This window comes from Desulfovibrio sp. ZJ369, assembly GCF_011039085.1.
GTDB lineage: Bacteria > Desulfobacterota > Desulfovibrionia > Desulfovibrionales > Desulfovibrionaceae > Desulfovibrio.
In genome coordinates, this window is record NZ_JAAKEI010000045.1 from 1 (window position 1) to 15,290 (window position 15,290).

Annotated in this window: 13 protein-coding genes and 1 pseudogene; 11 read left to right on the forward strand and 3 right to left on the reverse strand. The window is 47.8% G+C overall.

Annotation, left to right across the window (positions count from 1 at the left end):
- A partial coding sequence (locus tag G7Y51_RS13610) for a hypothetical protein (protein ID WP_206214328.1) occupies positions 1-347 on the reverse strand: 347 nt, incomplete at its 3' end.
- A 187-nt stretch (positions 348-534) separates the two neighbouring features.
- On the opposite strand from G7Y51_RS13610, the gene G7Y51_RS11505 reads away from it, so the two are divergent.
- From G7Y51_RS11505 to G7Y51_RS11555, 11 genes are all read left to right on the forward strand, one after another.
- On the forward strand, positions 535-906 hold the full coding sequence (locus tag G7Y51_RS11505) for a hypothetical protein (protein WP_165068032.1): 372 nt from the start codon (positions 535-537) through the stop codon (positions 904-906).
- 2 nt (positions 907-908) lie between these two features.
- Positions 909-1,607, forward strand: coding sequence for a protein mobD (locus tag G7Y51_RS11510; protein ID WP_165177646.1), 699 nt, complete (start codon positions 909-911; stop codon positions 1,605-1,607).
- A gap of 2 nt (positions 1,608-1,609) precedes the next feature.
- Positions 1,610-2,239 carry a hypothetical protein gene (locus G7Y51_RS11515; RefSeq protein WP_165177648.1) on the forward strand — a complete coding sequence of 210 codons (630 nt, stop codon included), beginning with the start codon at positions 1,610-1,612 and terminating at the stop codon, positions 2,237-2,239.
- A 253-nt stretch (positions 2,240-2,492) separates the two neighbouring features.
- Positions 2,493-4,649 (forward strand): helix-turn-helix transcriptional regulator, encoded by a 2,157-nt coding sequence (locus G7Y51_RS11520; protein ID WP_165177650.1) that lies wholly within the window; start codon positions 2,493-2,495, stop codon positions 4,647-4,649.
- A gap of 65 nt (positions 4,650-4,714) precedes the next feature.
- The gene (locus G7Y51_RS11525; protein ID WP_165177652.1) at positions 4,715-5,716 is read left to right on the forward strand and encodes a DUF3883 domain-containing protein; all 1,002 of its coding nucleotides are present in this window, start codon (positions 4,715-4,717) and stop codon (positions 5,714-5,716) included.
- Positions 5,717-6,235: 519 nt separating this feature from the next.
- Complete coding sequence (locus G7Y51_RS11530) at positions 6,236-6,607, forward strand: hypothetical protein (RefSeq protein ID WP_165177654.1); 372 nt, start codon at positions 6,236-6,238, stop codon at positions 6,605-6,607.
- Complete coding sequence (locus G7Y51_RS11535; RefSeq protein WP_165177655.1) at positions 6,607-6,942, forward strand: hypothetical protein; 336 nt, start codon at positions 6,607-6,609, stop codon at positions 6,940-6,942. Before G7Y51_RS11530 ends, G7Y51_RS11535 begins: the two co-directional genes overlap by 1 nt.
- Before the next feature lie 554 nt (positions 6,943-7,496).
- On the forward strand, positions 7,497-10,385 hold the full coding sequence (locus G7Y51_RS11540) for a helicase C-terminal domain-containing protein (RefSeq protein ID WP_165177657.1): 2,889 nt from the start codon (positions 7,497-7,499) through the stop codon (positions 10,383-10,385).
- Between the two features lie 61 nt (positions 10,386-10,446).
- The gene (gene rdgC, locus G7Y51_RS11545; RefSeq protein WP_165177659.1) at positions 10,447-11,340 is read left to right on the forward strand and encodes a recombination-associated protein RdgC; all 894 of its coding nucleotides are present in this window, start codon (positions 10,447-10,449) and stop codon (positions 11,338-11,340) included.
- A gap of 237 nt (positions 11,341-11,577) precedes the next feature.
- Positions 11,578-12,474 (forward strand): Abi family protein, encoded by an 897-nt coding sequence (locus G7Y51_RS11550; RefSeq protein ID WP_165067990.1) that lies wholly within the window; start codon positions 11,578-11,580, stop codon positions 12,472-12,474.
- A 120-nt stretch (positions 12,475-12,594) separates the two neighbouring features.
- On the forward strand, positions 12,595-12,909 hold the full coding sequence (locus G7Y51_RS11555) for a hypothetical protein (RefSeq protein ID WP_165177661.1): 315 nt from the start codon (positions 12,595-12,597) through the stop codon (positions 12,907-12,909).
- Between the two features lie 122 nt (positions 12,910-13,031).
- Here G7Y51_RS11555 and G7Y51_RS11560 read toward each other — a convergent pair whose 3' ends face one another.
- Both G7Y51_RS11560 and G7Y51_RS11565 read right to left on the reverse strand, forming a co-directional pair.
- The gene (locus G7Y51_RS11560; protein ID WP_165177663.1) at positions 13,032-14,240 is read right to left on the reverse strand and encodes a hypothetical protein; all 1,209 of its coding nucleotides are present in this window, start codon (positions 14,238-14,240) and stop codon (positions 13,032-13,034) included.
- Between the two features lie 162 nt (positions 14,241-14,402).
- A pseudogene (locus tag G7Y51_RS11565) lies at positions 14,403-15,290 on the reverse strand (type III restriction endonuclease); the annotation flags it as partial.

Below are 15,290 nucleotides of genomic sequence, written 5' to 3' on the forward strand. Positions count from 1 at the left end.
TCATCGCCCCGGACAGCGGCATGAAGATGCGCTTCAGGGGAGGTTTTTACGCCAGAGGCTGGACGCCCAAAGCCGCCCCGAAGGAAAAATCCGAAGAAAAGAAGCAGGAAACGGCGCGGCGCATGGTTGCCCGTCTGCAACCGGCTTTTGAGCGCGCCATTGAAAAACGCGCCGCCTGCAACATCAAACGCTATCCGGCAAAATGGAATCAGCTCCCCCGCGAGGAAGCCCTCCTTTTGCCCCAGCTTCAGGAGGATACCATTCATGACCGAAACAGAACGGATGCTGATACAGAGCCTGAAACGGATGGAGGAGAACTGCAATGCCCGGCTGACGGCTTTCAGCACGAGGATGAACGTACTGGAGGACAAACAGATGCTGCTTCAGACGGAACTTCGCACGTTGAAGAGATTGTTCACCGATGTCAGCGAAGTGTACAGCAGCTTGCAAACCTTGTTGGCGACCTTGAAAAACGGCGCATAGAGCGGGAACGCCAGAGCCGACCGCGCAGGCGGATGAGATAGGAGGAAACGCATGGGAAAGTTCAAACGTATTCCGGTGAAAGACATCAATGCCATGCGGAAAATCCTGGACGACCTGCCGGACAAAAATCTCGGCAAGACGCGGGAGGAAGCCGCAGACCTGCTCAACGCCCATATCCTGAAAGCGATTGAAAAGGGATACACGGTGAAGGAACTGGCAGACATTATGGCCCAGGGCAACGTGATCATTCCCGCGCCCGTCATCCGGGCAAAAGTGCTTCCCGCGAAGGCGGCTCCGCGAAAACACGAGCCGAAGCCACGGCCTGAACAGACAAAAACAACTGTGCTTCCTCCCAAAGAGGACAAAACCGAGCAGAATACCCCGGCCTACTATACGCCGGACATACCCGATACGGAGCTTTGATCATGAACATTCAAACAAGCGTGTTCTATGTTGGCGGCAGCAAGGGCGGCGTCGGCAAGAGTCTCTTTTCCTTCGCCCTTGTGGACTATCTGCTCAACAGGGACGCGAACATCCTGCTTGTGGATACCGATACCGACAACCCGGACGTATTCAAGGCGCACAAGGAGCTTGCCCTGCCGAAGCTGCTCTGCCGTCTGAACAGCCTGGACGATGCCGACGGCTGGGCGGAGCTGCTGGACACTGTGCAGAACTGCCCGGATCATGCCGTGGTCATCAATGCCGCAGCCCGCACCAAAACCAGCACGGCCAGTTATGGCGACATCATGAAGGAAGCCCTGCGGGAAATGCGGCGGGAACTGGTTGTTTTCTGGATAATCAACCGGCACCGTGATTCCATAGAGCTTTTGCATTCCTTTCAGGAAGTGTTCACGGACGTGCCCATCCACGTTTGCCGGAATCTGTATTTCGGTGAAGCGCGGCGTTTTGATATGTATAACAGCTCCAAAGCGCGGGAAGTGGTGGAAAAGAACGGCATGACGCTGGACTTTCCGGCGGTGGCCGGTCGCGTGGCCGACTGGCTCTATTCCAGACGCATGTCCATCCGCGCCGCCCATCCTGAAATGCCCTTCGGCACACGGGCGGAATTGCAGCGTTGGCGTAACTTGTGCGGCAAAATGCTTGAAACAGTCATGGGAGAATAATCATGGGCATGGACACTCAAATTGATTTATCAAAGTTTTCCGGCAAAAAGGTTACAAAGGAACAGGAGGAGAGGCTTAGAAAAGTGGCCGCTTCCCTGCAAATTCGCGAGGATGACGCCCTCTGGCCCCTTTTGCAGGCACTGGAATACCAGCGGACATTTTATGTGGAATTGCCGGATAAAATCGGAACCATGAGCAATACAATCATGGACAATATGCGCGAAACCGCCCGGAAAGAAGCGGAAAAGACCCAAGCGAGCCTTACCAAAAGCGTTGTGGAGGAGGCCCGATACCTGGCCAGCAAAATCCAGTGGGGCGAAGTAGTGCCCATGATTATTATGGGAATTATTGCCATGTTTGCCTATTCCGCAGCGTGCATGTGGGCTGGGTTTCAACTTGGAGCACTAGAAGTACGCCCCCTGCATGATATTTTGCTTGTGCCGTGGATGCCGCTGGCAAGCCTTGGCATAATCTTCACAGGGATTGCCGCCTCTATTCCTGCAGTGAATGACTTTGCACATGACCGGGAATATGGCAAACTGCATCTTGCCCTGTCCCTGATCGCTTTCATTGGTGGAATTGTAGCGTTATGCGTGTGTGATGTAGCCGTATGGGACAGGATTCTCAAATAAAATCCGCCACCCGCATTGCTCCGCGACCGGGGACGGCTTGTTGCAATGCGGGATCCTGGCGGCAGACACAGCCCCACGATACCCGTGCAGTTATATGATTTCGAATTTGCAGAAGTTGGCACATACAATTTGTAAAAGAAAAGGCATTTACTTCCAGAGTGCCATTTATGTCAAATAACCAGCGCAATGACAAATGCATATATGTTGACAACCATGTGCATGGTAATATAGGCTCTCCCCTTGGAGGGAAGACATGACGGAAGAGCAGATAATCAATCAGATTTCGCGTTGTTTTGCACGGTTAAGGAGCGAGGCCAACTTAAGCCAAGCAAGCCTGGCAAAAAAAATCGGAATTGACCAGGCGAAATTATCGCGGATTGAGAATGGGGAATTCTACACTCCTTACGATGCCGAAAAATACCTAGAAGCGTTGGGCACTCCAAATGCGGCCAGATTCAAGAAGTTTCTGTCAAGCAGTTGGACACATTTAGAAATTCCGGATTTCTGGAATCCGCAGTATGATTCATTGATTTATGCCGAGGAAATCGCCCGGAAGATTACTGATTTTTTGGCCAGATACAAAATTTCCTCACCGCTCCGCACCTATCTTTCAAAAGGGCACGAACAACTGCTGGCAATATCAAAATATCTGTGCTCCGAAAATCATAATATCGCCTTTCTTGGCTCAATAGGAATTGGCAAGTCGACTGCGATAAGTTACCTGTTCAACCTGCTTATTACTGGAAGTGATACCGCGACATCTGAAAGGCTGAAACCAATCTTGGAAACAGGAGCGGGAGGTACAACCATTTGCGAAGTGCAGATTGTCGATTCGGACAATTATGGAATAAATATTATCCCATATGGAGATGACGAATTTAACAATATTATTTCAGATTTCTGCAAGGTTTTCTGGTCCAGGTACTGTAAAAATGAGAATTATAAAAAACGTGATACTATTTCCCAGAGCAAGGAAATTGAACGAGCCATTAGGAATATGGCAAAACTTACCGTACAGCGCACAAAGAATGAACGCGGAAAATCACGTTTTGATCCTATTGAAGAACTTGTCTCAAATTCGTCATCAGAAGATGAATTTAAAGTCAAAATACTGAGCAGGATTAATTTACAGGGCAGAAATACCACCAATATTGTTTTTGACAAAAACCCCTCCAAAAATCCCACCACTTGGCTTGCTGAAAAATTCAACGAAATTAATAATGGTCGTGCCGATGAGATGCCTATGCCCAAAATAATGTCCTTGCAAGTACCAAAATTCAATACAATTTTTAACATATCTGCAAATCACAAGTACAATATTTCTGTTATTGATACAAAAGGCATAGATGAGATAATCGTAAGATCAGATATAGATAGTCAAATCAAGAGTGAAAGAACTATCATAGTATTTTGCGTCAGGTTTAATGAGGCTTCAGGCAAGCCAACTAAAGAAATGATTGATCATATCAAAAATGATCTTGGTATTTCAGTTGAGAACGGCAAATTCGGCCTACTTGTGTTGCCGCATTCCGGTGAAGCTCTGCAAGTCAAAGATGATCTTGGCAACATGGCATATGATGTCCAGGAAGGTTATGAAATAAAAACCGATCAGATTAACGACGCCGTTTCTGATAAGATCCCGATTTATTTTTACAATGCATTTGAAGATGATCCAAAGGCAACAATTGCCCAATTGAAAAAGCAAATAGGCGATTTCAGGGAAAACTACGCTGATAAAATAAATGAGCTTGCGCTGACTATGGACTATGCCATGGATAATGCCGAAGAGGTCGCGTATTTGCAAGCTCTTGAGCAACTAACAAAAAAACTTTCATTTTTTCTAAAGGGAAACAGTAAGCTTCTACCTAGGATGGGAGACATATTTCAGGACGTAAACCGTGTGTTTTATAGCGCGCACCCTTCAACTCTATGGGCCTCGACGCGCAGACGCGGGTTATATGAAAATCTAAATATCTGCTATGTAATTTCAAATTCGGCAACTTCAGACGCCAATAAAAGGTTCGACAAGTGGTTTAACAGATTTCAGGGTGAAATCAATGCATTAAAAGCTGATGAATCTTTGACCGTTGCTGAAAAATACATAAATGATATTGAAATTTTTACCAAAGATATGAAAATAAAATTTCTGGAAGCTGTTTCAAACTGCGGAACAGAGATTTATTGCGAAAAAGTAACATCGACACATATGTGGCATGATTGCGCTTCTGAATGGGGACAAGGATCAGGGTTTAAAGTCCGTGTGCTGAACCACATTGAAAAATGGTTTAAGGAGCATGCTGAGTTGCAAAACGAACTCGACGAACTAATCGAAAGATTCTGGGATGAATTGGTCATCACATCAATAAGCAAGATGATTGAGCGTCATTCTGGCGCACAACAGGCTCACTGACGGACACTGTTATGAATACTGGCCTTGCTTGGTAAAAATGTCATACCTCAAATGGAGGAATAACAGTGGCAGAAAATGATTCTCCAATGATCTTCTTCAACATTGGCTGGATGGTTAATTACCGTGGCCAGACAGAGGCCGACAGACTCAGAGGTGACTTCAAGTATATCCAGAAAAACGGAACTGGGCATGAGCAATACAACTTTCTGCCGACAGGCGGCTGGTTATTTGGCTATGCGCCTGCCAAATGGAATGAGGACACCGACGAGTCGACACGCATCAATATTGACCGTATTGGCGCGAATCCCGCGGATGATCATCTCGAAGGGACAGATGTCATTTTCTTTTCCCGCAATCCGGATGATGGCAACGCTTATATCATTGGCTGGTACAGAAACGCCACCCTTTACAGAAAGGCACGCGAATTGCCAAAAAGGAAAATAGATGGCGCACGGTTCTTTTATTTTGCCAAAACCCATGCTGATGACGGTTTTTGCGTTCCGCAAAGCAAACGCGCCTTTATCATTCCAAGCGCGCATCAAACCAAAGGCGGCTACGGCCAAAGTCCTGTATGGTACGGAGACAAGATTCCAGGTTTCAGAGGAAAAGTCAGGAAATATATATCTGGCTTCAACAAGACAAAAGCAGCCATTGCAGCGCCAAAGAGCGTCAATCTGGAGGCAAAGTTGCTCGTGGAGCAAAACGCCGTTGACGCAACGAAAGCCTATTACCAGGAGCTAGGTTTTAAAGTTAAATCTGTGGAGAAAGACAATTGTGGCTGGGATTTGACCGCTAAGCATCCAGGTGGAGTAAAACTCCTGATTGAAGTAAAAGGCCTGTCTGGGCAGCAAATATCCGTCCAGCTCACACCAAATGAATACAAGACGCTGAAAGAACGCCATGATGATTATATCCTGGCCATTTGTACCAACGCGCTTGCCACTCCTGATTTGCATATATTCATGATTCGTAAACAGAATGACGGTGTTTTTATAGCTTGCGATGACGACGGCAATATCCTTGAGTTCGTTGAATCCGTAAGCGCCGTTGCTCAATTCAGAGAATAACAGAACAGGCTAGAGCATTTTCACTTTGAAAATGCTCTGCTGACGTGAAAGCGGCAGCCGCCGCAACGCGGCGTACATTCAGGCGAAAACCGCGTTTTTCGCCTGAATGCCACCTTTGACTTTTATAAAAAGTCAAAGGTAATCTGCTCTAATCCTGAAGAAAGGCCCCATTTTCAGCCTTTCTCCAAGGGGAGATACAATTAATCTTTTGATGGCTGTAGAAGCTTTCAACTTCAAAAAATGGATGCTGGCAACCGCTATGAAGTCTGTAAACTGAGGAAAGAAAAATTAACCAAAGAAGTCATTTGCGGAAGAGTTCTTGAAAAATAGTAGTATGCGCTATAGGATGTGTTCCACATAACGATGTATCATCTGTAAATTTGTTAAAGGGAAAAAGAAGCTAAAAAAATAATGACTGAATAATTCCATAAAACGATTATTAATAGGACTCGTAAAGTTATATGACGAAGCTAATTCATAAAACTTTTAACTATGTGATGATAGTCTATTGGTGATGTTATGTGCGACAACGACAGAAAAGACTTTTTTGGTAATATCGCAGGAGCGCTTACAAATGTACGCCAACGTAGTGTAATGAATCCATTTTTATGGATGATGGGGATTTTAGGAACTGTATTTATTTTTTCATTTTCTATACCTAATGTACCTGAATGGATAATGATAGCTTCAGGCATAGGTTTCGGTATAGTAATATTAGCCGGTTTAATTATAGGTATCTATTTCGCTTTAACAGCTCCGCATAACTTACGTTCTGATGAATATCAAACTAAATATGATATGTTAATGTACATGGAGCGATCTCAAAGCAAACCGGAACGGATAATTGAAACGAACATGACATCCAACCCTGAACTTAAGGAGAAACAATAATGCAAGTATATATAATATATTTTTTTGGATTTATTGACCAAAATGCATTAGCCCGATACTTAAATTCATTTTATCAAATTAGAAATTGGTATCAATATGGTAATATTCTAGCTGTGCTAAGTATATCACCCCTATTTGAAATTCAAACAATGCTTAATCGTTTTTTCTTTGGTCAAACTTTTGTTATTGTGCCTGCCACAGGTGCATCTACTGGAGGTAATATGCCACCAGAATTTTGGAATTTTATTAATAACCCTAAAGATTCAGGCCGCTGGCCTCCATTACAAATACAATATAATAATATTCCTAACCCTATTCCTGGAATTATGAAATAGGATGTTAGTCGGTGAAGTACTACTGAACAAGGATAGGGTAAACATTGAGACGATAAAACTTTAGTCATTTGCATTTTGCTAATGGATATGCTGAATTGTGCATTATCAAGCATTATGCAATATGTTGTCAAGAAACTGGTGGCACTATACGAGTAATCAATAATACTCATTACCCTGAACTAATAACTTGACACAAAATATGTCGCAACCCGCATTGCTCCGCGCCGAAAACGGCTTGTCGCAATGTGGGGTTCTTGGCGACAGACACACCACCCCATTCTTTCAAATGTTCATCGACGACTGCCACGAAATTTACGCTCACAAGGTCTTATCTCGCAAATATAAAGGCTTGTGGGTATTTCTCGTTTTTACATTTTTTAGTCCAATATGGCCAAGTTGCGATACCACTATCCATTTTAAGCCGTTATTTTAGTGGGTATTTTTTCGGGTATAAAAATTTTTTTTAAATTTTTATACTCTGTAATATCAATAAGTTATCCACAAAAATAAGTGTCAACTACAAGCTGAAAAGCCGCTTTGCAAAGTTCCAGAACGTGCCGGAACTGCTCTCCATGTACCGCACCTTTGCCGATGTCGTGACCAGGAGTGACCTGGACGAACAGGCGAAACAGGCCGGGGAGCGGCCCCTGACACCGCCGGTCAAGGGCGGCAAACCCGTCAATGAAGTGGTGGAACGCTCCGACGATCAGGCGACGTATATGGGCACTATTATCTTCCGCATGGAGAATCTGCCCAAAGACCCGCACATTGATAATCCGCTCAAGGTCACCAATGACGCCCGAAAGGCCGGTCTGGATTTCCGGCTTATCAAGCCAGGCGCCGAGGACTTTGAAGGCTCAAAGCTCAATACGGCTGTGGCGCGGATATACGACATCTGGCGCGATACTTCCGCAGATAAAGGCACGCAGCTTGTCTTCTGCGACCTGTCCACGCCCAAGGGCGGCAAGGCTCCGGCATCCGCTCAGAGCGAACGGCAGGATTTGGAATCCGGGGCGCTTATCGACGTGGACGGCACTTTTGTCCGCGAAACGCCGGAACAGGAAGACATGGCCGAAGATGACGGGGACGACGCTCTTGCCGGTGTCGTCAATATGGATGAGGTCATCGCCATGTCTTCCGGCAAGTTCTCCGTGTATGATGACATGAAGCAAAAACTCATGGCAAAGGGGATTCCCGCCGAGGAAATCGCCTTTATCCATGACGCCAACACGGACATTCGCAAGGCAAAGCTCTTTGCCGACATGAATGCCGGGCGCGTTCGCATTTTGCTCGGCTCCACCGCCAAAATGGGCGCGGGCATGAATGTGCAGAAAAGGCTTGTGGCCGCGCATCATCTGGACGCGCCGTGGCGACCTTCGGATTTGGAGCAGCGCAACGGGCGCATTATCCGCCAGGGAAATATGTTTTATGAACGCGATCCCGATACTTTCTCTGTGCAGATATACAATTACGCCACAAAACAGACGTATGACGCGAGAATGTGGCAATGTATCGAGTACAAGTCAGCCGCAATAGAACAGTTTCGCAAGGGAGATTTGCTCCAGCGTGTCATAGATGATGTGTCTTCAGAAGCCGCCAATGCGGCGGAAATGAAAGCCGCAGCTTCAGGGAACCCTCTTATTCTCATGCAGGTGCAGCTTGCAAGCGATTTACGCAAGCTGGAAGCCCTGTATTCGCAGCATCAGCGCGGCCAGCACAGGATGCGGGATCGCCTCAAATACCTTGCCTCCGCTGAATCGCGACTGGCAAAGGCGGAAGCGGACTATGCCGAAAATATCCGGCTCAGAGACGCCAACACGCGCACGATGACGGAAAAGGGCAAAGAAAAAATTCTGGTGGAGCTGGTGCATGAGGGAAAGGTACTGGGGGACAGGGACGGCGAGAAGATGCGGGATATTCTGGTTGGCGGCATCAAGGAAGTCACCAGAAATTCCGGCGCGAAGGTGCTGTTCGGGACGTATCGCGGCTTCACAATGACCATTATCAGAAGTATGAGCATCTCCTCGTATGACGGCTTCCGGATCATTCTCCAGGGCGCGGGCGATCAGCAATTCCAGCCCGACAATCTGCGCTACAGCTTTGACGACAAGCTCAGCCTGTCCGGTCTGTTTCAGCGTGTGGACAACTTTCTCGGCAAGGGACTGGACGAATCCATAGAAAAGCAGCGGGAACGCACCCGGCAGGAACGTGCCGAACTGGAAACGGTGAAGGCGGCTCTGGGCAAGGCATTTCCCCAGCAAGAGGAACTTGCTCTGACGCGGGAAAACCACAACGCTGTCATGCGTGAATTACAGCGGATGCAGGATGATCCAAATTATGTTTCCACCTGGACGCCGAAAGCCTCTCTGACCGATGAACAGCCGACGACAGCGGAAGCAGCACAACCCAAAGAAGCCGACAAAGCTGCCGCCCCGCTTTCAAGCACCCCGCTTCCAGCCGCCCCGAAGGAAAACCAGTCTCATACGCTGAAATACGGGGAAGGCGAAGGCAGAACGGAATACACGGTGTCCAATCAGCATAATGGCTATACCCTGGAAGGGTATGTGCTGCGCCGTTCCTATTTCAACAACAGTATCGGCTCCCTGGGGCAAAGTTTGTACGAGGATGGCCAGTGGCACACTACGGCGACTGTGCCGCAAGGGGTGAAACTCCGGCGGTTCGCGTCACTGGAAGAAGGGGCGGCCGCCGCTCGCGAGGACGCCGCGCGGCGAGGACTCAAGGAAACACCACCCGCAAAAATGGAGGGCAGGTACCCATTCCCTCCCTTACCCAAAACCGTGTTGGCATTTGGTGAAGGGGACTCCAAAATCGAGTATGTTGCGTATGAGCATTCCACGCATCATGTTTTGGAGCGTGCTCATTTTCGTAATTCCACTCGCTGGCCTGTTTATACCATGTATGATGATGATCACTGGCATACATGCCAGGATGCGCCACGCTATGCTGTTTCCAAAAAATTCAAGACAGCGGAGGACGCTATGACCTTTGCCCGGCAGGATGCGGCAACGTATGGCATAGCCGAGGCCATGACACAGACTGTAGAGAATTTTCCCTCAAACGCCGACGCCTCTCAATCATACCATGACCGGCTTGTGGGCACGGGCTTCTCCGCCAGCGGTTCGGATTTTTATGGCAAAAACGAACATGCGTTGACTCTGGAGGCGGAAGACGGAGGAATCTATGAGCTGCGCGTGTTCCAAACAGGCAACGACAAAATCGGGCTGCGTGTCCAGTACGAGAAAAACAATATCATCAACGGGGCGCGCACCGTTCACGCCACCTTTGACAGCCTGGCGGAAGCCCTGGAGCATGTGGAGGCATACAGGCAGCTCACGGCTCCGCAAGTCAAAGCCGCCGTTCAGACGGCTTCACCCTCCGGCGGCGTACCCGGCTTTGTGATTTCACGTCCGCGCATGAGATGAGCGGAATGAATCACACAAATCACTTCACCATCCAACCTCACGACAAAGACAAGGAGTTCTCATGTCCGGTTTCATGTCTTCAAGTACAGCCTTGACCATCTGCAAGGCCGATTCGGCCGCCTCGCTTGATCTGGACGCCCTGCGGCAACACGCCTTCACCCCCGAAATCGACGCGGACGGCAGGCGTTTCGGCTGGGTGGGCCTTGGCGATCCGCTGGATACGGACGGTTTTGAGCTGGCCGCCGTGGATGCCCGTTTCATGGGCTTTTCCTTCCGGCTGGACACGCGCAAGGCGTCCGGAGCCGTCATCCGCCTCCAGCTTGCCGAAGCCGTGCGGGAGGAAATCGCCTCCGGCAAAAAGGTAGGAAGCAAGCGCAAAAAGGAACTGAAAGAGGCCATTACCGCCAAACTGACGGCCAGGGCGGAATTTGTGCCATCCGTGATTGATTGCCTGTGGGATGCGGAAAAAGGACGCCTGCTTGTGGGCGCGACTTCGGCCAAGGCTGTGCAGCCGGTGCTTGACCTGTTCAAGACCACGTTCGGCATGGATGTTACACCCATCACGCCTGCGGGAGACATGCCGAAACTCTTTGCCGCCATCCTGCGCGGGGAAGGCTACCCCTGCGAAGGCTACACCCTGCACCCGATGGGCTCCGCCAGCCTGGCCGCTTCCGAACAGGCCGAGGAAAAGGCCGCCGTGGCCGTGCAGAACAGTCTGAACGCCGTAGCGCAAGCTCTTGAGGAAGGGATGGCTATCCAGAAGCTGCATCTGGTGGCCACCTCAGACGCCGATCCCGACCGGCAACTGGAGTTCACGCTGGATGCCGGGCTGGCTGTGTCTGGCCTGAAGCTGCCCAAAGCGGAAAAAGGCGCGGAAGAAGATGCCACGTTTCTCGTGAATGCCGATGTCTGCACCGCTGTGGCGGATATGGTGGAGGGGGTGGGTTTGGCGTAGTGTAACCGGGTAGAACGGCAGGCACATTCAAAACTGTCTGCCGTTCCTTCCCCATCACTGGAGAATGAACAATTTCCCGCTTGACGGTTTCAAAACCTTCTGCATATATTGATAAAAAGACATTTATTCACTTGACAGGCGCACCGCCACGATTTACTCTGCTTCCAACAGTCCGCGCTGCGCCTAGCCTTTTCTCCTCAGCGAGAAAAGTGATGCGAATTACAGCGCGGCTTTTTTATGCAATATTCTCTCCCCGCCCTTTCTCCGGCAGACCTGATTGAGCGTTGGCGCTCACAAGGTTTATTGATTCCCGACATATCCCACGCTCAGCGCCACATCAAAACTGTTGGCTACCACCGATTAAATCGGTATGCACGCTTTTTGCGGGATCAACAGGGAAATTTCAGGGCAGGGATTACCTACGAAGCTCTCTGGGCTATCTATATTTTTGACCGAAGGCTGCGCTTACTCTCTTTGGATGCCATAGAGCGCATAGAAATAGCGGTCAGAACCGTGATGTCGGACTCGCTCAGTCAACGACATGGCCCGCATTGGTTCATGGATGCTCAAATATTCAAAACTGCATCTTATGCAGCTACTTTTCAAGATGTTATTGCGGATGAAATACGCAAGAATAAACCGCGATACCAATCCCATGAAGTATCGTTGTACTATAAAAATTATGAATTACCACCTCTTCCACCTTCATGGATCGTTATGGAGCATCTTTCGATGGGAGAATGGTGTAAGGCTCTTCCCATGCTTGTTCGCATAGAGCAAAAGATTATCGGTTTGGAGTTTGGACTTCCCGCCAATCTTATGACTTCATGGATTTCCTCACTTGCTCTATTGCGTAATGTATGCGCTCATCACGGGATGATATGGCATCGAAGAAATACGCGACACCCAAAATTGCAGAAAAATCCTCCTCATTTTTGCCCTGATTTTTCAGCCGATTCGGGGAACTATTATGCTTCAGCGTGCATTATACAATATTTTCTCAAATATATCTCCCCTGCGTCATCATGGAGCTCTCGCCTGAAAACACTTTTTGATGAATTCCCCCCCCAATTTGCCCAAGACTTAGGTTTCCCTCAGCATTGGGAACAGGATACTTTTTGGGGAATCATTTGAACCAGCAGTAAACCTATTGCATCCTCACTTGGAGCCGTTCCTTCGGCATTTATACCATGCCCATAACGCCTGGGGGGATATACCGAAAATCTTTGAAACTATCCGTGCGAAGATTATACCTTGCGTCCGATGGGTTCCGCCAGTCTGGCCGCTTCCGAACAGGCCGAGGAAAAGGCCGCCGCCGTGCAGAACAGCCTGAACGCCGTGGCGCAGGCTCTTGAGGAAGGCATGGCTATCCAGAAGCTGCATCTGGTGGCCACCTCAGACGCCGATCCCGACCGGCAAATGGAGTTCACGCTGGATGCCGGGCTGGCTGTGTCTGGCCTGAAACTGCCCAAGGCGGAGAGAGGCGCGGAAGAGGATGCCACATTCTTCGTGAATGCCATTATCTGCACCCGTGTGGCGGACATGGTAGAGGGTATGACCACGGCGTAGCGCTTCGCGTCTGGCCAGTGGATGGAGCTACAGCTTGGCTCTCATGGACGCCGCCCTTAGATAGGAGTAAATTAAATATTATAATTGTATTATCTATGCTGTTTATCCGAAAATTGTGAACTTTAAGCTATAATGGAACAAGAATAATTCTGTTCAGGTATAAATATTCTCTGAGGAATTTTTTTATGAAAATCAATTTTAAATAGTGAATTCCCATCACTCGGTCTTATCCTTACCCAAGGATCTTTCATTTCTTCTTCTGAAAAGTGTATAGGGATATGTTCAAAATTAACATTAGATTCATCTATCAAAAAAGAATCACTATATATTTTTTCTAAAGTATATTCGTTTGCACTTATAATAATTTCTTCTATACATTTTGAAATAGATTTATTTACCCAAAAAATAAAATACGATTTATTAATATCCATTATCGACATATTATATGGATACCTTATAATAAATCCATCTTTATCATAAGAAAAACTTATTTTTTCTACTTCATTCATGCCTGTTGCGATACTAGGAGAAATACTTATTAATTTATCTCCCTTATCATAATATCTCTCCCATGCTCCTCGACATATACCATATTTAATTCCAGCTTGCTGATCTTTTTTATAGTTGTATGATTCAGGCATCATCCTATGTGACTTATCACTAGCCCCTAAGATTATTTCATCTATTGGAGAATGGGGTTGAGTAATATCAAAAAAGGAAAATATGCGAAAATGCCCTATCTCTTCGGCCTGATATATCCTATTAAGTTTAATAGTTATCGTAAGATGTTGTAAAACCTCATTTGCTATTTGATAAAATATTATATTATTAAGTTTTTCCTCTACTTTTTGAAATCCAGTAGAAATAACAGATTGAATATCATCACCCCAACGAGCAAAAAAGCTAGCCTGTTCTTCTTCAGATAAAGGAATATCTAAATATTGGAATCGGATGCAAAAACCATCTGGAGTATCTAATTCTACCCTTAGCCTCTCTCTATCCCATATTTCACAAGTTGATACTCCTGCTTCCTTGGCGTTCTGAATCAAAAGATTTTTCTCACCTACTGTAAAACGAATATTAGTAAAAAATATAAAAACCTTAAGTTGTTGATCTACTTCTAAAGCGCGAGATAAGTCAGATTTAAACTTCCTTTTTATTTTTGTTTTTTGTGCCGTTGAATCATTTGCATTGTTAACGAAACCTACTGCACCAAATGTTTTATCTCTATCCTTGAATAAAGCCTCAATATCTCGACCACCATCAGGGCCTCCATACGGTTGTCGTGGAGTAACATTCGTAACTCGTCTATCTTTTTTAAGAAGAGCCAAGCACATCTGCTCCTGGTGAAGAGAATCCGAGTCAAGGTATGACTTTAAACGTTGCTCTGTTTCGTACGGCATATGTTTTTAGCTCCAAGAAAAAAGCTCTTTGGTGCCAAGCCTGATGGGAGGCGAACCCTCTAAAAATGAGAAGCCCACCCAGATTCGTCATCAGATTACCAAAAAACCTGGATGTGGTTTTGGATTGTCTTCCCACTCCGCTGCCTCGGTATGCGGGATCATGTGGTATTTTATCCGGCTGGCCTTGAGCATGGTTTCCGCAAAAGCCTGTTTTGCCAGCACGTCCCGGTCGTCCATCATGTTTTTCGCCTTGACCTCCACCACCAGCCACTCGCCGCCTTTGGTCAGGATGAGGAAATCCGGGTAGTAGTTCCGCACGCCATGCGTATCCGGGTCGATGTAGTTGAGGTGGAAATCAGTCTGGCCGTGGGTGAGCATACCCGTGAAATAGACCTCCCTGATGTCGTCCTGGCGGATGACATTCAGGAAGAAATCCTGCTCCGGCAGGGAGTCGAAGCAGTAGGTATCAAGGTGAAAGCTCTTTCCGGCCAGCGCGTTTTTCCTGGCATCGGCCTGCCACTCCTTGAAAAGCTGGGTCTTTTGCGGGTCGCCGTGGATTTCAAAGAAGCCGCCCGCCGGGTCGTGGACAAGCTCAACTTCCACATGCTCCTGCTTGTCGTAATTCGTGACCTCGTAGAGCGCGTCAAACAGCCGGGGGATGATCTCGTCGTAGAGCAGCTCGTTGAACTCGTTGACCCTGGCGACCAAGGCGTCCAGCCCCTCTTCGCTCCGCCGCAGCAGCCCCTCGATTTTCAGCGGCGAGCTGCACAGATAGCGGGCAATTTCGGCCACGAGCGTATAGGCGCTCCACGTGCGCTGCTCCTTGATATAGCTGATGTCGGTGGGCGTCTCCTGCGTCCTGCGCGCGCCGGGCTGGAGGAGCATCTTCTCCTCGGTGTGGAGGATGCGGTAGCGATCCACGTCCCAGTTTTCCATGCCAAAGCGCACCGGGGCGGCGGGCTCCTTTTCCCTGCAATC